Origin of the sequence: Streptomyces sporangiiformans (assembly GCF_005768555.2) — a bacterium.
GTDB lineage: Bacteria > Actinomycetota > Actinomycetes > Streptomycetales > Streptomycetaceae > Streptomyces > Streptomyces sporangiiformans.
Map to the genome: position 1 here is coordinate 64,575 of NZ_VCHX02000129.1, position 16,605 is coordinate 81,179.

Here is a 16,605-nt window from a genome sequence, read left to right on the forward strand (position 1 = left end):
GCCCCTCAAGACACCGTCCTAGAGGGCGCAATGTCGCCGGATGCCGGAAAGGCACCGGATTCAAGGTCTCTCGCAGAACCACGGGATGCGATGTCTGTCAGGATAGATGGCGAAATGTCGACTGAGGTTCCGGAACGGACAACGGGCCGACAGACAACTGGCCGACCGCGGCGCCTACTTCGCGGCCCACGCCCCGAGGCCGTTCCCGCCCTGGTCGCCAGAGCCTGCACTCTGGTGGGGCTCCTGGACGTCGCCGCGGGCGTCTTCCCGCGCTTCCGGCACAGCCGGATGCACACGCTCGCCGAGGTACTGCCCGGCGCGCTGGGCCCGTTCGCCGCCGCCCTGTCGCTCAGCGCGGGCGTCCTGCTGCTGCTCCTGGCCCACGGGCTGCGCCGGCACAAGCGGCGGGCGTGGCGGGCGGCCGTGATCCTGCTCCCGGCCGGGGCCGTCGCGCAGTTCACCTACCGGCACTCGCTCGTCGGCGTCCTCATCTCGCTGGCGCTCCTCGCGCTGCTGCTGCGTCACCGGAGCGAGTTCGCGGCGCTGCCGGATCCGCGCAGCCGCTGGCGCGCGCTCAGCAACTTCGTCCTCATGGGGGCCGGTTCCCTCCTCCTCGGGCTGGTCATCGTCAGCGTCCACCCGCAGCGGCTGGTGGGCGACCCGAGCCTCGCGGACCGCATCACCCATGTCGTGTACGGCCTGTTCGGCTTCGAGGGCCCCGTCGACTACCAGGGCAACACGTCCTGGACGGTGGCCTTCTCGCTCGGCGCGCTGGGCCTGCTGACCGCCGTCACCACGATCTACCTGGCCTTCCGCCCGGAACACCCGGCCGCGCGCCTCACCGAGGACGACGAGCTGCGGCTGCGGGCGCTGCTGGAGAAGCACGGCGGCCGCGACTCACTCGGCCACTTCGCGCTGCGCCGCGACAAGGCGGTGGTCTTCTCGCCCAGCGGCAAGGCGGCGGTGACGTACCGCGTCGTGTCCGGGGTGATGCTCGCCAGCGGCGACCCGATCGGCGACGTCGAGGCCTGGCCCGGCGCGATCGAACGCTTCATGGACGAGGCGAAGGCCCACTCCTGGACGCCCGCCGTCATGGGCTGCTCCGAGACGGGCGGCGAGGTCTGGACGCGGGAAACCGGCCTCGGCGCCCTCGAACTGGGCGACGAGGCGGTGGTGGACGTCGCGGATTTCTCCCTGTCCGGGCGCGCGATGCGCAACGTGCGCCAGATGGTGAAGCGCATCGAGCGGGCCGGCTACGAAACCCGGGTACGGCGCGTTCGTGACCTCGGCGACGCCGAGCTGGACCGGATACGGCGCGCCACGGAGGCCTGGCGCGGCACGGACAACGAGCGCGGCTTCTCCATGGCGCTCGGCCGTGTCGGCGACCCGGCCGACGGGGACTGCCTGATCGCCACGGCCCACAAGTCCGACGCCGAACCGGGCCCGTACGGCGACTTGAAGGCCGTACTCCACTTCGTCCCGTGGGGCTCGGACGGCGCCTCCCTGGATCTGATGCGCCGCGACCGCGCGGCCGACCCGGGCATGAACGAGCTGCTGATCGTGGCAGCGCTCCAGGCGGCGCCGCGTCTGGGGGTGCGGCGGATCTCGCTCAACTTCGCGATGTTCCGCTCGGCCCTGGCGCGCTGCGAGAAGATCGGCGCCGGCCCGGTGCTGCGCGCCTGGCGCGGCCTTCTGGTCTTCCTCTCCCGCTGGTTCCAGATCGAGTCGCTCTACAAGTTCAACGCGAAGTTCCGCCCCCGCTGGGAGCCCCGCTTCGTCGTATACCGCTCCTCCCGTGACCTGCCACGCATCGGCCTGGCGGCCATGCAGGCGGAGGGCTTCGTGAACCTCGCCATGCCGCGCCTCCTGCGCCACAGGACGGCACCACCGGCACCGTGCGCACACCGGGTGACGGAAACCGGCGTACGGGCGGCATAGACCGGCCTGAGCGAGGGCCGCCCACCCCCCGGGCCCTCGCTCAGGCCACGCAGGCTGCCCCGCCGAAGGCAACCCGCACCCGCTGCACAACCGGAACGCACCCCTCGCACAGGCGCAACCCACCCCGCCGTTGGAGGCCTAGGCTGGACGCATGAGCAAGAAGAGCGGGCGAGGCCAGGTGGCAGGTCTTCCGGTGTGGGATCGGTGCGCGGTCATGGGGGTGGTGAACGTGACTCCCGACTCCTTCTCGGACGGCGGCCGCTGGTTCGACACGACGGCCGCCGTCAAGCACGGCCTCGACCTGGTCGCGGAAGGCGCGGACCTGGTCGACGTCGGCGGCGAGTCGACCCGCCCCGGCGCCACCCGTGTCGACGAGGCCGAGGAACTCAGGCGCGTCATCCCGGTCGTCCGCGGCCTCGCCTCCGAGGGCGTGGCCATCTCCGTCGACACGATGCGCGCGTCCGTGGCCGAACGGTCCCTCGCCGCGGGCGCCCTCCTCGTCAACGACGTCAGCGGCGGCCTGGCCGACCCCGAGATGATCCCCGTCGTCGCCTCCGCCGGCGCCCCCTTCGTGGTCATGCACTGGCGCGGCTTCCTGGAGGGGGGAAACATCCAGGGGGCGTACGAGGACATCGTCTCCGAAGTCGTCGACGAACTGCACGCGCGCGTGGAGGCCGTTCTGGCGGGTGGCATCGCCGCGGACCGCATCGTCGTCGACCCGGGCCTCGGCTTCTCCAAGCAGGCCGAGCACGACCTGACCCTCCTCGCTCACCTCGACCGCCTCCGGGACCTCGGCCACCCCGTGCTCGTCGCCGCGTCCCGCAAGCGGTTCCTCGGCCGCGTACTGGCGGGCCCCGAGGGCTCTCCGCCGCCCGCCCGGGAACGTGACGCCGCCACCGCCGCCGTCTCCGCACTCGCCGCCCACCAGGGCGCTTGGGCCGTCCGCGTACACGAGGTGCGCGCCACCGCCGACGCGGTCAGGGTCGCCCGGGCCGTGGAGGGCGCGCGGGCCGCAGAGGGAGCCAAGTGAGCACACCCCGCACCGACGTGGAAGAGGTCGTCCGGGCCAACACCGCCTTCTACGAGGCGATGGAACGCGGCGACTTCGAGGAGCTGTCGTCGCTGTGGCTGGCCCCCATGGACGTCGAGGGAGCCGAGCACACCGCGGACCCCGCGGATCCCGCGGATCCCGCGGACACAGCGGTCCCTTCGGACACCACGGACCTCGAGAAAGAAACCGACAAGGGCGCCGAGGTCTCCTGCGTGCACCCCGGCTGGCCCGTCCTCACCGGCCGCGGCGAGGTCCTCCGCTCGTACGCGCTGATCATGGCGAACACCGAGTACATCCAGTTCTTCCTGACCGACGTCCATGTGTCCGTCATCTCCGACACCGCCCTGGTGACCTGTACCGAGAACATCCTCAGCGGGGGCCCCGCACCGGAGGACAGCGACGAACTCGGGCCGCTCGTGGGCCAGCTCGTCGTCGCCACGAATGTGTTCCGCCGTACCTCCGACGGCTGGAAACTGTGGTCGCACCACGCCTCCCCCGTGCTGGCCGAATCCGGCGAGGAAGAGTCTGACGAGACACCCTCCTGAGTGGGTAGGGGCCACGTAGTGGTTGGGATCACGGGCCCCTGGGTAGGGGCGGCTACCAGCCCGTGTGCTGCCGTGTTCCCCCAGGAAAACACTGGATGAAGCTTCCTGGCCCCGCTTGGGCCGGGCACCCGAGGGCGAGCATTGTCAGTGTCCGCAGGTAGATTCGAGTGAGGCTGGTGTGCCGATCACACGTGGCAGTGACCCCCCGTTACCGACGATTGCAGGAGTGATTCGCGTGGATCGTGTCGCGCTGCGCGGCCTCAAGGCCCGCGGGCACCACGGTGTCTTCCCCAGGGAACGCGAAGAGGGACAGACCTTCATCGTGGATCTCACCCTGGGCCTGGACACCCGGCCGGCCGCGGCCGACGACGACCTGGCGAAGACCGTGCACTATGGCATCGTGGCGGAGGAGGTCGTGGCCGTCGTCGAGGGCGAACCCGTCGATCTCATCGAGACACTCGCCGAGCGCATCGCCCGGGCGTGTCTGAAGCACGACGGGGTCCAGCAGGTCGAGGTGTGCGTCCACAAGCCCGACGCGCCGATCAGCGTCCCCTTCGACGACGTGACCGTCACCATCACCCGGAGCCGAGTATGACTGCCTCGTTCACCGAGGGTCAGAGCGACCCGACCGTACAGCCGGTGCCCGCCTCCGTCGTGGAGCGAGTGGACGCCGCCGACACGACGCTGCACAACCCGAAGCGGGCCGTGCTCTCCCTCGGCTCGAACCTCGGCAACCGGCTGGAGACCCTCCAGGGCGCCATCGACGCCCTGGAGGACACCCCCGGCGTACGGATCAAGGGCGTCTCTCCGGTGTACGAGACAGAGCCCTGGGGCGTGGAGCCGGACAGCCAGCCGACGTACTTCAACGCGGTCGTCGTCCTGAAGACCACCCTCCCCCCGTCCTCCCTCCTGGAGCGGGCGCACGCGGTCGAGGAGGCATTCCACCGCGTACGGAGCGAGCGCTGGGCCCCCCGCACGATCGACGTGGACATCGTGGCGTACGCCGACGTGGTCTCCGACGACCCCGAACTGACGCTCCCTCACCCCCACGCCCATGAGCGGGCCTTCGTTCTCGCCCCCTGGCACGACGTGGAGCCGGACGCCCAGCTCCCGGGCCTTGGCCCCGTGGCCCAACTCCTGGCCGCCGTCCCCGGAGAAGGTGTCGCGCCCCGCGCCGACCTGGAACTGCGGCTGCCCGAGTAGTCGTTAAGGTCTACCGGACCATGATTTCGGACGGACCGGAGAAGCCGGCGATCTCCTCAGTGATCCACCCGGTGATCTCCGGCCGCGACGAAGGGGCATCGTGAAACAGCTGCGCATCAGGACGCTCGCCGGCGTCTTCGTCATCGCGGGCGTGCTGTCCTGGGCGGGCGCCCGTTTGTGGAACGCGGTGGGCACCCTGCCCCGGGTCCCCCTCGCCGCCCCCATCGTCCTGGCCCTGATCGCCGTCGTCCTCATGGCCACGGCGCTCTCCCTGCGCGCCCGCCTCAAGGCCCAGCGCGAGCGTCACCCCGGCGCCAGCGGCGTCGACCCCCTGGTCGCGGCCCGGGCATTGGTCTTCGGTCAGGCCAGCGCCCTGGTCGCCGCCCTCGTCACCGGCATGTACGGCGGCACGGGCGTCTTCCTGCTGGAGTCCTTGGACGTGCCCCCTCGCCGCGATCAGGCCATCTACGCCGGTTTCTCGGTCCTGGCCGGCATCGCCGTCATAGCGGCGGCCTTCTTCCTGGAGCGCGTCTGCAAACTCCCGGAGGACGACGACCACAACGGCGGCACAGCACCCGTGTCGTGACGACCACCGTTCCGCGGCGGCGTTCCTCGCGTTCTCCGTGCCCCTCGCGCCCCTCGCGCCGGGTCAGCGTGCCAGTATCAGGCTCATCGCCTCGGCACGGGTCGTGGAGTCCCGAAGCTGCCCGCGCACGGCCGAGGTCGTGGTCTTGGCGCCCGGCTTGCGGATGCCTCGCACGGACATGCACATGTGCTCGGCCTCGATGACAACGATCGCGCCACGCGCCTCCAGGATCCGCATCAAGGAGTCGGCGATCTGCGTGGTGAGTCGTTCCTGCACCTGCGGCCGGCGGGCGAACACCTCGACAAGCCGGGCCAGCTTGGACAGGCCGGTGATCTTTCCCGTATCCGCCGGGATGTAGCCGACATGCGCCACACCGTGGAACGGCAGCAGGTGATGCTCACACAGGGACACGATCTCAATGTCCTTGACCAGGACCATCTCATCGTGTCCCAGGTCGAACGTCGTCGTCAGAACGTCCTCGGGCTCCTGCCTCATCCCGGCCAGAAGCTCCCGGTACGCCCGCGCCACCCGACCCGGCGTTTCGCGTAGCCCCTCCCGGTCCGGGTCCTCGCCGACCGCGATCAACAGCTCTCGAACAGCGTTCTCGGCACGCTTCTCATCGAACTCACCGATCGTGCCCTCGCCGGCCAGCGTCACGGGGTCGGTCATCTGGTGCCTCGTTCCTGTGCTTTTCACGCGTACGCACCGCGCGTCTCACGTCCGGGCAATACAATGCCGCGCCCCCCAGGCTAGAACCTGGGGGGCGCGGCATTCATTCCGGGCCAGGTGAGGCGCCGAGAGGCCGACAGAGTCAGCTCTCGGGACGCTCCTCCGGAGCCTTCTCGGTCACCGGGACGGCTTCAGCGGCGGCGTTTTTCGCGGTGATCGCCGGCGTGGCACCGTTGGCCCCGTTCGTCAGCGACAGCTCCTTGGGGGAGAGCACCGGCGGGCGGGTGGACGGCGTGCGCCTGGAGGAGCCGGTCCACGCGGGGCGGGCCGGGCGCTTGACGATGGGAGCGAAGATCTCGGCGATCTGCTCCTTGCTCAGCGTCTCCTTCTCCAGCAGCTGGAGCACCAGCTGGTCGAGGACGTCGCGGTTCTCGACCAGGATCTCCCAGGCCTCGTTGTGCGCGTTCTCGATGAGCTTCTTGACCTCTTCGTCGACGAGCGCGGCGACCTCTTCCGAGTAGTCGCGCGGGTGCGACATCTCCCGGCCCAGGAAGGGCTCGGTGTTGTCGCCGCCGAACTTGATCGCGCCGAGACGCTCGGTCATGCCGTACTGCGTGACCATCGCGCGTGCGGTGGCCGTGGCCTTCTCGATGTCGTTCGCCGCGCCCGTGGTCGGGTCGTGGAAGACGAGTTCCTCGGCCGCGCGTCCGCCCAGCATGTACGCGAGCTGGTCGAGCATCTCGTTGCGCGTGGTCGAGTACTTGTCCTCGTCCGGGAGCACCATCGTGTAGCCGAGAGCACGGCCTCTGGAGAGGATCGTGATCTTGTGGACCGGATCGGAGTTCGGGGAAGCCGCCGCGACCAGGGCGTGACCGCCCTCGTGGTACGCGGTGATCTTCTTCTCCTTGTCCGACATGATCCGGGTCCGCTTCTGCGGGCCCGCGACCACACGGTCGATCGCCTCGTCCAGCATGTGGTTGTCGATCAGCTTCTTGTCGCTGCGGGCGGTCAGCAGCGCCGCCTCGTTCAGGACGTTGGAGAGATCGGCACCCGTGAAGCCCGGCGTACGCCGCGCGACAGCCGACAGGTCGACGTCCGGAGCGACCGGCTTGCCCTTCTGGTGGACCTTGAGGATCTCCAGACGGCCCTGCATGTCCGGGCGGTCGACCGCGATCTGGCGGTCGAAGCGGCCGGGGCGCAGGAGAGCCGGGTCGAGGATGTCGGGCCGGTTGGTGGCGGCGATGAGGATCACACCGCCCTTCACGTCGAAGCCGTCCATCTCGACGAGCAGCTGGTTCAGCGTCTGCTCGCGCTCGTCGTGACCGCCGCCGAGACCGGCACCGCGGTGACGGCCCACCGCGTCGATCTCGTCGACGAAGACGATCGCCGGAGCGTTCGCCTTGGCCTGCTCGAACAGGTCACGGACCCGGGAGGCACCGACGCCGACGAACATCTCGACGAAGTCGGAACCGGAGATCGAGTAGAAGGGGACGCCGGCCTCGCCCGCGACAGCACGCGCGAGCAGCGTCTTACCCGTACCGGGCGGGCCGTACAGCAGTACGCCCTTGGGGATCTTCGCCCCGACAGCCTGGAACTTCGCCGGCTCCTGGAGGAACTCCTTGATCTCGTGGAGCTCCTCTACGGCCTCGTCCGAGCCCGCGACGTCAGAGAACGTCGTCTTCGGGGTGTCCTTGGTGATGAGCTTCGCCTTGGACTTCCCGAAGTTCATGACCCGGGAGCCGCCGCCCTGCATCTGGTTCATCAGGAACAGGAAGACGACAACGATCAGGACGAAGGGAAGCAGGGAGAGCAGGATGCCGACGAACGGGTTCTGCTTGGACGGCGAGACCGTGTAGCCGTCCGGGATCTGCTTGTCCTGGTACTTGTTCTGGAGAGTCTCGGCCAGGGCCACGCCCTGGTTGTCGATGTAGCTCGCCTGGATCTTCGAGCTGCCTTCGACTTTCTCGCCGTCCTTGAGCTCGACCTTGATGATCCGCTCGTCGTCGGTGGTCAGCTTGGCCGACTCGACCTTGTTGTCATTGATCGCCTGGACGACCTGGCCGGTGTCCACCGTCTTGTAGCCACCGGACGAGCCGACGACCTGCATCAACACGACCACGGCAAGGACGGCCAGCACGATCCACATGACCGGCCCACGGAAGTATCGCTTCACGTCCATCCATACGGAGCGGTGCCGCCCCGTCCCTCCTGCCATAGTGAGTTTGATAAGACTGTTCTTTGGACGGTACCCCAGCATTGCCACCCGAAGCCGCACGGCCCGGCTGACAATCCCGTCTACGCATGCTCCAACGGCGTGGAACCCGCAAGGGTTCCCGGACCGTCCTCATGGGGTTGAGTGGGGTTCGCCACTGCCTACGAGAGTGCCTCAGCCACCGTAGACGTGAGGCGCGAGCGTACCGACGAACGGCAGATTCCGGTACTTCTCGGCGTAATCGAGACCGTAACCGACGACGAACTCGTTGGGGATGTCGAAGCCGACCCACTCCACGTCGATCGCGACCTTGGCGGCCTCCGGCTTGCGCAGCAGCGTGCACACCTTGAGGGACGCGGGCTCGCGGGAGCCGAGGTTGGAGATCAGCCAGGACAGCGTCAGACCGGAGTCGATGATGTCCTCGACGATCAGGACGTGCTTGCCCTTGATGTCGGTGTCGAGGTCCTTGAGGATCCGCACCACACCGGAGGACTGTGTGCCCGCGCCGTACGAGGACACGGCCATCCAGTCCATGGTGACGGGGGTGGCGAGCGCACGCGCGAGGTCCGCCATGACCATCACGGCGCCCTTGAGCACGCCGACGATCAACAGGTCCTTGCCCGCGTACTCCGCGTCGATCTTCGCGGCCAGCTCGGCCAGCTTCGCGTCGATCTCTTCCTTGGTGATGAGCACCGACTTGAGGTCGGTGCCCATGTCTTTCGCGTCCACCCGCATCACTTTCGGTCGTCCCGCTTCGATGACGGCCGCTCAGGCCCGCCCACGCCCCTCGTTCAGAGGGCCGTCGACTCCAGTGCCCGGATTCAGCCTTGCCGAATCACCAGTCTGCCACCCTGCCGCTGGGCGACGACTTTGCCCGGGAGGTTGATGGCTCCCTGCCCTCGCCAGCCGGTGATCAGCCGGTCGACCTCTTCGATGTGCCGGGCGAACAGCGAACCGGCGGGGGCCCCGGCCTCGATGGCGGCTCGGCGCAGAATGCGGCGGCGCACAGCGGGCGGCAGGACGTACAGCTTGGCGCACTCCAGAAGGCCGGCGGCGTCGCGCACGGAGGCCTCGACCTGTCCGGCCCACGTGTCGAGGGCGTCGGCGTCGTCGCGGGACAACTGCGCCGTACGGGCGAGGGCTTCGACCACGCCCTTGCCGAGGGCCTTCTCCAGGGCGGGCAGGCCCTCGTGGCGCAGGCGCGACCTCGTATAGGCGGGGTCGGCGTTGTGCGGGTCGTCCCAGACGGGGAGCGACTGGACCATGCAGGCCTTGCGGGCGGTCTGGCGGTCGATGTGCAGGAAGGGGCGGCGGTAACGGCCGCCGGTCCCTGAGACCGCGGCCATTCCGGACAGGGAGCGGATGCCCGATCCGCGGGCGAGGCCCAGCAGGACGGTTTCGGCTTGGTCGTCGCGGGTGTGGCCGAGGAGGATCGCGGCGGCATCGTGGCGCTCGGCGGCGGAGTCGAGGGCGGCGTACCGCGCGTCGCGGGCGGCGGCCTCGGGTCCGCCTTCGCGGCCTACGGACACGGCGATGGACTCGACCGGTGCCAGGCCGAGTTCGGTGAGGCGTCCGACGACCTCTTCGGCGCGCAGGTCGGAGCCGGGCTGCAGACCGTGGTCCACGGTGATGCCACCGGCGCGGAGGCCGAGTTTGGGGGCTTCGAAGGCGAGGGCGGAGGCGAGCGCCATGGAGTCGGCGCCGCCGGAGCACGCCACGAGCACGAGCGGCGGGGGTGGGGGCACCTGCCCGCTCGAGCGCGGTCGAGAGCTGGGGGGAAGCTTGTGCGGCGCGTCGACAGCGGCGGCTGCGCCGACTGCGGCGGGCGTCGTGTGGTCGCTGAGGATGTCGTGGAGGACGCGGCGCACCGCCAGGCGTATCGCCGCGACCGCAGGATGGGGACCCATGTCCGGTTCCCTTCATGAAGTTGTCGGGGGGTGAGCCCGAGATCGGTCACTCAGAGTGTGTAGATGGTGACAGAACCGGGCCGTTCCCCGAGCATTGCACGCCTACCCATCGCTCACGGTCCCTCGGACGGGTGATAGCGGGGGCGTGCACCTGCCGTCGGCGGGATTCATTTCACGACTCTGCCTTACGGTGCACCCGCGCGACCCAGTCCGCCGGTTTGGCGATCTCCGCCTTGGTCGGGAGCGTGTTCGGCGAGGTCCACACGCGGTTGAACCCGTCCATGCCCACCTGATCCACCACCGCCCGTACGAAACGCTCCCCGTCCCGGTACTGGCGCAGCTTCGCGTCCAGGCCGAGCAGCTTGCGCAGTGCCAGGTCCAGACGGGAGGCCCCGCGCGCACGGCGTTGCTGGAACTTCTCCCGGATCTCGGCGACGGACGGGACCACCGCCGGGCCCACGCCGTCCATCACGAAGTCCGCGTGACCCTCCAGGAGGGACATCACGGCGGTCAGCCGGCCGAGGATCTCACGCTGGGCGGGCGTCTGGACGATCTCGACGATGGACCGACCGCCGTCCTCCCCCTCCTCGCCCTCGGGGCGTCCGCCGGCGAGCGTCTGGGCGGCCTCCCGGATGCGCTCCAGGACCGTCATGGGGTCGACCTCGGTCTCCTCCAGGAAGGACTGGATTTCGCCCTCGAGGTGGTCGCGCAGCCAGGGCACCGCCGTGAACTGCGTCCGGTGCGTCTCCTCGTGCAGGCAGACCCAGAGCCTGAAGTCGTGGGGCTCGACGTCGAGTTCCCGCTCGACGTGCACGATGTTCGGGGCGACCAGGAGCAGCCGGCCGCCGCCGTTCTCGCCCGCCGGGAGCTCACGGGTCGCCGGGGCGAAGGTCTCGTACTGCCCGAGGACCCGGGAGGCCAGGAACGACAGGAGCATGCCCAGCTCGACGCCGGTGACCTTGCCGCCGACGGCACCGAGGACGGCTCCGCCGGGGGTGTTGCCGCGCCGCTCCTGCATCTTGTCCAGCAGCGGCTTGAGGATTTCCCGGAACCCGGCGACGTTCGCCCGGACCCAGCCGGGCCGGTCGACGACGAGTACGGGGGTGTCGTGGAGGTCCTCACCGCCCATCCGCGTGAAGCCGCGGACGTGCCCCTCCGATGCCTTGGCGTGCCGGCGCAGCTCCGCGACGACGGCCCGGGCATCGTCCCGGCTCACATCTGGACCGGGCCGCACGAGCCGGGTCGCGGTCGCCACCGCGAGATTCCAGTCGACCATCTCCGCACCACCGATGCTCGTCATAGGTCAACCGTACGTGAGCGCCGCCGCTGGGGGCAGGGAGTGAGCTCCCCGGGGAGGGCGCCCCTCAAGCGGCGCAGCCGCACCTCGCCAAGGCCGAAGCCGCGTTGTCCAGGGCCTTCTGGACGGCCGTCGGGTCCGTGGGCTGGTCGGACGACGTCAGGAAGGCGAAGGCCAGCAGGCGGCCGTCGCTGTCGACCACCGTGCCCGCCAGGGTGTGTACGCCCGTCAGGGTGCCGGTCTTGGCGCGTACGAGGCCGGTGCCGGGCTGGTCGGCGTAGCGGTTGCGCAGGGTGCCGGTGAAGCCCGCCACCGGAAGGCCGGTGAGGGCCGGGCGGAGTTCGGGGTGGCGGGGGTCGCCCGCCTTGGCCAGCAGGGCGGTGAGCAGGTCGGCGCTGAGCTTGTCGGCGCGGTCCAGGCCGCTGCCGTCCGCGAACTTCACGCCCTGCAGGGGCAGGTCGAGCTTCTTCAGCTGCGTACCGATCGCGGTGGCGCCGCCTTCGAAGCTCGCCTTTTCACCGGTGGCGAGCGCGGTCTGGCGGGCCAGGGCCTCGGCGATGTCGTTGTCGCTGTTGGTGAGCATCCGCTCGACCAAGCCGGCCACGGGCGGGGACTCGACGGTCGCGAGGGACTTGGCGCGTCCGGTCGCCTTGGAAGGGCCGGGTGCCCCGGTCTTGATGCCGCGGTCGTGGAGGAGGTCCGCGAACGCGCGGGCCGCGTCGGCCGACGGGTCCTGGCTGCGCTCCGCGGGCCCGCTGGAGGAGTCGTCGAGACGCCCCTCGTCGACCATCAGGGCGCTGACCTGCGCGAGGTTGGAGTTGGGGCCGATGGGGTGCGTCGTGGGACCCGCGTACAGCGTGGTGTCGTACGAGAGCGTCACCTCGTCCAGCTTGCGGTCCTTCAGCGCGCGGGCGGTGTCGTCGGCGAGCGTGCGCAGGCTCGCGTTGCCGTGCGCGTCCTCGCGGGCGGTCAGCGTGGGGTCGCCGCCGCCGACGAGGACGACCTCCTTGGTGTCGGGTTCGAGGACCGCGCGAGTGGAGATGCGGTGGTCGGGGCCCGCGGCGTCGAGCACCGCGACGGCGGTGGCGATCTTCGTGGTGGAGGCCGGCGTCAGCGCCTGGTCCGCGCCCCTGCCGTACAGCCGCTTGCCGGTGGCCACGTCGACGACCGCGGCCGTACGCGCGGAGCCCAGCGAAGCGTCGTCGAGCAGCGGGTCCAGGACGTCGGAGAGGGCCTTCCCGGTGGGCGAGGGCGCGGAGCCGGCCCGGCCGCCGAGGTTCGCGAGCACCGCCGCGGCGCTGGGCGCGGGACGGGGCGCCTTCGGGAGCGCACCGGGCGCGTTGCCGTGATCTGCGCCACCCGCGCGCTCGCGCGAGGCCGCCCAGTCGCGCTCCGCCGTACGCTGACCGGTGGAGTCCCAGGGGCCGGCCGCGGTCGCCACGGTGGCCGCCAAGGCGAGCCCGACGGCGGCGGCACCCGTCGTGAACTGCACGGTTGTCGGCCGTGCGATCCACGGCTTCACGGTTTCCACGGCCCGCACCAGCCCTGGCCGCACGGCACGCGTGACCCGCACCACATGCGGTCTCACGGTCCGCCAAGCCTTCAGCTCTGGCACGGCCATCAGCCCCTTTCGCGATCACACACCTGCGTGAGGGACACTTAACCACCAGACCTATGTGTTGATCATGGAGGAGCCACCGGTGGAGTTCGACGTCACGATCGAGATTCCGAAGGGTTCGCGCAACAAGTACGAGGTGGACCACGAGACCGGTCGGATCCGCCTGGACCGTCGACTCTTCACCTCGACCAGCTACCCGGCCGACTACGGCTTCGTCGAGAACACGCTCGGCGAGGACGGCGACCCGCTGGACGCCCTGGTCATCCTGGACGAGCCGACCTTCCCCGGCTGCCTCATCCAGTGCCGCGCGATCGGCATGTTCCGCATGACCGACGAGGCCGGCGGCGACGACAAGCTGCTGTGCGTCCCGGCGCACGACCCGCGCGTGGAGCACCTGCGGGACATCCACCACGTGTCGGAGTTCGACCGCCTGGAGATCCAGCACTTCTTCGAGGTCTACAAGGACCTCGAGCCGGGCAAGTCCGTCGAGGGCGCCAACTGGGTGGGCCGCACGGACGCCGAGGCCGAGATCGAGCGTTCCTACAAGCGCTTCAAGGAGCAGGGCGGTCACCACTGACAGCCGGTTCCCGAACGGGCTGCACGACCCCGACGGGGGGCGGGCAGCCCGTTCGTATGTCAGTGCGCATACTGAGAAGCCGATGGACACGGCAACCATCAGTTGAGCAACGAGGACGGTGAGCAACCAGGTCCGCGAGAGCGGCACCGGTTTGGGTGCAGAGGGGTGCAGTGACGGAGCCGGAGGCGGAAGACCGCAAGCCGCAGTCCGACGAGGCGAGGAGTGCTTTCGCACCACCCGCCGGCGTGGCCTCGGCGTTGGAGGACGAGTCGCAGACGACGTCGGAGTTCGCCATCCCGCAGGGGCTGGCGCCGCCCGAGCCGCCGTCCGCGGAGCAGGAGGGGTCGGCGTTCAGCACTCCCCGGACGTACCGGGGGGCTCCAGCCTTCACCCCGCCGACCGGCATCCCCGTGGTCAGGCTGACCAAGGAGGTGCCCTGGCAGGACCGGATGCGCACGATGCTGCGCATGCCCGTGGCCGAACGGCCCGTGGCCGAGCCCATCCAGCGGACCGAGGAGGACGGCGGGCCGGCCGTCCCGCGCGTGCTCGACCTGACGCTGCGTATCGGCGAGCTGCTGCTCGCGGGCGGCGAGGGCGCCGAGGACGTGGAGGCGGCGATGTTCGCCGTCTGCCGTGCGTACGGCCTCGACCGCTGCGAGCCGAACGTCACCTTCACGCTGCTGGCCATCTCGTACCAGCCGTCCCTGGTGGACGATCCGGTCACGGCGTCGCGGACGGTACGCCGCCGGGGCACCGACTACACGCGGCTCGCGGCCGTGTTCCAGCTCGTCGACGACATCAGTGACGACGAGACCGAGGTGTCCCTGGAGGAGGCCTACCGGCGGCTCGCGGAGATACGCCGCAACCGGCATCCGTATCCCGGCTGGGTGCTGACCGGCGCCGCGGGGCTGCTCGCGGGCGCGGCCTCGGTTCTCGTCGGCGGTGACGCCATCGTTTTCGTGGCCGCCGCGCTCGGTGCGATGCTCGGCGACCGGCTCGCGTGGCTGTTCGCCGGGCGCGGGCTGCCCGAGTTCTACCAGTTCACGGTGGCCGCGATGCCTCCGGCCGCGATCGGCATCACGCTCACGCTGGCCCATGTCGACGTGAACTCGTCCGCGGTGATCACCGGTGGGCTCTTCGCGCTGCTGCCGGGGCGGGCACTGGTCGCGAGCGTCCAGGACGGCCTGACCGGCTTCTACATCACCGCGGCGGCGCGCCTGCTGGAGGTCATGTACTTCTACGTGGGCATCGTCACCGGGGTTCTGCTGGCCCTGTACTTCGGCGTGAAGCTGGGCGCGGAGCTCACCCCGGACGCCGCGTTGAGCAGCTCCGAGCCCGTGTGGGGGATCGTCGCGTCGATGCTGCTGTCACTGGCCTTCGCGGTGTTGCTCCAGCAAGAACGTTCCACCGTGCTGCTGGTGACCCTCAACGGCGGCGTGGCCTGGTCGGTGTTCGGCGCCATGCACTACGCGGGCGAGCTCTCGCCGGTCGCCTCCACGGCCGTCGCGGCGGGCGTGGTGGGCCTGTTCGGCCAGCTCCTGTCCCGTTACCGGTTCGCGTCCGCCCTGCCGTACACGACGGCCGCGATCGGGCCGCTGCTGCCCGGTTCGGCGACGTACTTCGGGCTGCTGTCCATCGCAGAGAGCGACGTCAACGCCGGTCTGGTCTCCCTGTCCAAGGCCGCCGCCCTCGCGATGGCCATCGCCATCGGCGTGAACCTCGGCTCGGAGATCTCCCGCTTGTTCCTGCGGGTGCCGGGCGCCAGTACGGCGGGCCGCCGCGCGGCCAAGCGGACGCGCGGCTTCTGAGGGAGCGAAGGGGCGAGCGGGCGCTCAGCCGCGCTCAGCCCTGCGGGTAGTCCTGGCCGTAGGGATAGCCCTGACCCTGCGGGTGCTGCTGCGGCTGCCGCTGCCCCTGGGGGTACTGCCCGTCCTGGGGGTACTGCCCGTCCTGGGGGTACTGCTGACCCTGGGGGTATTGCTGACCCTGGTGGTACTGCCCGTCCTGCGGGTACTGCTGGCCCTGCGGGTACTGCTGACCCTCGGGGTACTGGGCGCCGTAGGACTGGCCCTGCTGGTGGCCATGGTTCTGATCCGAGCCGTAAGGCTGCTGCCGCGGCTGTTGCTGCTGCTGGGGGCGGGCCTGACCCTGATGGCCGTACGCCTGGTCCTGACCCTGATGGCCGTACCCATGGTCCTGGCCGCCCTGCTGCATCGGCGGTACACGTCGCAGCTGGGTCGTCGCGTCGTCCATGGCCGGCGCCGCGGGGGCCTCCGGCGGGTCCGCCTTCGAGCTGCCGCGTGCCCGCAGGAACTCGATGACGATCGGCAGGACGGACAGGAGGACGATCAGGATGAGGATCGCCTCGATGTTCTTCTTCACGAAGTCGATCTGACCCAGCCAGGAACCGAGCAGGGTGACGCCCGCGCCCCAGAGGATGCCGCCGATGATGTTGAACGTGAGGAACGAGCGGTATCGCATGCCGCTGACGCCGGCGATGATCGGCGTGAACGTCCGCACGATGGGCACGAAGCGGGCCAGGACGAGGGACTTGGGCCCGTACTTCTCGAAGAACTCGTGCGCCTTGACCACGTTCTCCTGTTTGAACAGGCGGGAGTCCGGGCGTTTGAAGAGTGCCGGCCCGACCTTCTTGCCGAACATGTAGCCCGCCTGGTCGCCGAGGATCGCGGCGATGCAGATCAGGACGATGGCCGCCCAGAGTGGGAAGTTGAGCTGGTCCGACGTGATCAGCAGGCCCGCCGTGAACAGCAGCGAGTCACCGGGCAGGAAGAAGCCGATGAGCAGGCCCGACTCGGCGAAGACGATGAGGAGCAGTCCCCAGACGCCGAACGTGTCGAGCAGGTAGTTCGGATCCAACCAGCTTGGTCCGAGGGCAAGCGTCGTCACGGTTCCGGGCTCCTGAGGGGGGATGGAAGAGCAGGCAGTTCTGCTTCGGGCGACCAAAGCTATCAACGCGGGGCGCCTTCGCCAGGTTCCGCCGA

Annotated in this window: 15 protein-coding genes; 8 read left to right on the forward strand and 7 right to left on the reverse strand. The window is 70.0% G+C overall.

All coding sequences use genetic code 11. The features are described 5' to 3' along the window. Positions 1–114 precede the first annotated feature (114 nt). From FGD71_RS17770 to FGD71_RS17795, 6 genes are all read left to right on the forward strand, one after another. Positions 115–1,938 (forward strand): phosphatidylglycerol lysyltransferase domain-containing protein, encoded by a 1,824-nt coding sequence (locus FGD71_RS17770; RefSeq protein WP_119101429.1) that lies wholly within the window; start codon positions 115–117, stop codon positions 1,936–1,938. 151 nt (positions 1,939–2,089) lie between these two features. Next, positions 2,090–2,968 (forward strand): dihydropteroate synthase, encoded by an 879-nt coding sequence (gene folP / locus FGD71_RS17775; RefSeq protein ID WP_119101430.1) that lies wholly within the window; start codon positions 2,090–2,092, stop codon positions 2,966–2,968. After that, a complete protein-coding gene (locus tag FGD71_RS17780) occupies positions 2,965–3,534 on the forward strand; it encodes a nuclear transport factor 2 family protein (protein WP_119101431.1) in 570 nt (189 codons plus the stop codon). The genes folP and FGD71_RS17780 overlap by 4 nt, the downstream gene beginning before the upstream one ends. A gap of 235 nt (positions 3,535–3,769) precedes the next feature. After that, complete coding sequence (gene folB, locus FGD71_RS17785) at positions 3,770–4,129, forward strand: dihydroneopterin aldolase (RefSeq protein WP_119101432.1); 360 nt, start codon at positions 3,770–3,772, stop codon at positions 4,127–4,129. Next, positions 4,126–4,737, forward strand: coding sequence for a 2-amino-4-hydroxy-6-hydroxymethyldihydropteridine diphosphokinase (folK, locus tag FGD71_RS17790; RefSeq protein WP_119101433.1), 612 nt, complete (start codon positions 4,126–4,128; stop codon positions 4,735–4,737). Before folB ends, folK begins: the two co-directional genes overlap by 4 nt. Before the next feature lie 100 nt (positions 4,738–4,837). Next, positions 4,838–5,323 (forward strand): DUF3180 domain-containing protein, encoded by a 486-nt coding sequence (locus FGD71_RS17795; protein WP_119101434.1) that lies wholly within the window; start codon positions 4,838–4,840, stop codon positions 5,321–5,323. A gap of 63 nt (positions 5,324–5,386) precedes the next feature. Here FGD71_RS17795 and folE read toward each other — a convergent pair whose 3' ends face one another. The 6 genes from folE to dacB form a co-directional block, all read right to left on the reverse strand. Then, complete coding sequence (folE, locus tag FGD71_RS17800) at positions 5,387–5,992, reverse strand: GTP cyclohydrolase I FolE (RefSeq protein WP_119101435.1); 606 nt, start codon at positions 5,990–5,992, stop codon at positions 5,387–5,389. A 142-nt stretch (positions 5,993–6,134) separates the two neighbouring features. Further along, a complete protein-coding gene (ftsH, locus tag FGD71_RS17805; RefSeq protein WP_119101436.1) occupies positions 6,135–8,171 on the reverse strand; it encodes an ATP-dependent zinc metalloprotease FtsH in 2,037 nt (678 codons plus the stop codon). Between the two features lie 207 nt (positions 8,172–8,378). Beyond that, a complete protein-coding gene (gene hpt / locus FGD71_RS17810) occupies positions 8,379–8,939 on the reverse strand; it encodes a hypoxanthine phosphoribosyltransferase (RefSeq protein ID WP_119101437.1) in 561 nt (186 codons plus the stop codon). Positions 8,940–9,025: 86 nt separating this feature from the next. Further along, positions 9,026–10,111 (reverse strand): tRNA lysidine(34) synthetase TilS, encoded by a 1,086-nt coding sequence (tilS, locus tag FGD71_RS17815; protein WP_119101438.1) that lies wholly within the window; start codon positions 10,109–10,111, stop codon positions 9,026–9,028. Positions 10,112–10,283: 172 nt separating this feature from the next. Continuing rightward, a complete protein-coding gene (locus tag FGD71_RS17820; RefSeq protein ID WP_119101439.1) occupies positions 10,284–11,411 on the reverse strand; it encodes a zinc-dependent metalloprotease in 1,128 nt (375 codons plus the stop codon). A 64-nt stretch (positions 11,412–11,475) separates the two neighbouring features. Then, positions 11,476–13,029, reverse strand: a complete 1,554-nt coding sequence (gene dacB, locus FGD71_RS17825; RefSeq protein ID WP_119101440.1) for a D-alanyl-D-alanine carboxypeptidase/D-alanyl-D-alanine endopeptidase — start codon at positions 13,027–13,029, stop codon at positions 11,476–11,478. Between the two features lie 79 nt (positions 13,030–13,108). Here dacB and FGD71_RS17830 point away from each other — a divergent pair, with 79 nt between their 5' ends. Beyond that, positions 13,109–13,603, forward strand: a complete 495-nt coding sequence (locus FGD71_RS17830) for an inorganic diphosphatase (protein WP_119101441.1) — start codon at positions 13,109–13,111, stop codon at positions 13,601–13,603. A gap of 170 nt (positions 13,604–13,773) precedes the next feature. Then, positions 13,774–15,411 (forward strand): threonine/serine exporter family protein, encoded by a 1,638-nt coding sequence (locus FGD71_RS17835; protein WP_119101442.1) that lies wholly within the window; start codon positions 13,774–13,776, stop codon positions 15,409–15,411. A 34-nt stretch (positions 15,412–15,445) separates the two neighbouring features. Here the strand turns inward: FGD71_RS17835 and FGD71_RS17840 are convergent, their stop codons facing one another. After that, the gene (locus tag FGD71_RS17840; RefSeq protein WP_119101443.1) at positions 15,446–16,510 is read right to left on the reverse strand and encodes a DedA family protein; all 1,065 of its coding nucleotides are present in this window, start codon (positions 16,508–16,510) and stop codon (positions 15,446–15,448) included. Between the last annotated feature and the right edge of the window lie 95 nt (positions 16,511–16,605).

Bases quoted from the DNA above. Each gene is read 5' to 3' on its own strand.
- dacB (WP_119101440.1), bottom strand. From the start codon at position 13,029: ATGGCCGTGCCAGAGCTGAAGGCTTGGCGGACCGTGAGACCGCATGTG.
- folP (WP_119101430.1), top strand. From the start codon at position 2,090: ATGAGCAAGAAGAGCGGGCGAGGCCAGGTGGCAGGTCTTCCGGTGTGG.
- ftsH (WP_119101436.1), bottom strand. From the start codon at position 8,171: ATGGACGTGAAGCGATACTTCCGTGGGCCGGTCATGTGGATCGTGCTG.
- FGD71_RS17770 (WP_119101429.1), top strand. From the start codon at position 115: ATGTCGACTGAGGTTCCGGAACGGACAACGGGCCGACAGACAACTGGC.
- FGD71_RS17820 (WP_119101439.1), bottom strand. From the start codon at position 11,411: ATGACGAGCATCGGTGGTGCGGAGATGGTCGACTGGAATCTCGCGGTG.
- hpt (WP_119101437.1), bottom strand. From the start codon at position 8,939: ATGCGGGTGGACGCGAAAGACATGGGCACCGACCTCAAGTCGGTGCTC.
- folE (WP_119101435.1), bottom strand. From the start codon at position 5,992: ATGACCGACCCCGTGACGCTGGCCGGCGAGGGCACGATCGGTGAGTTC.
- folK (WP_119101433.1), top strand. From the start codon at position 4,126: ATGACTGCCTCGTTCACCGAGGGTCAGAGCGACCCGACCGTACAGCCG.
- tilS (WP_119101438.1), bottom strand. From the start codon at position 10,111: ATGGGTCCCCATCCTGCGGTCGCGGCGATACGCCTGGCGGTGCGCCGC.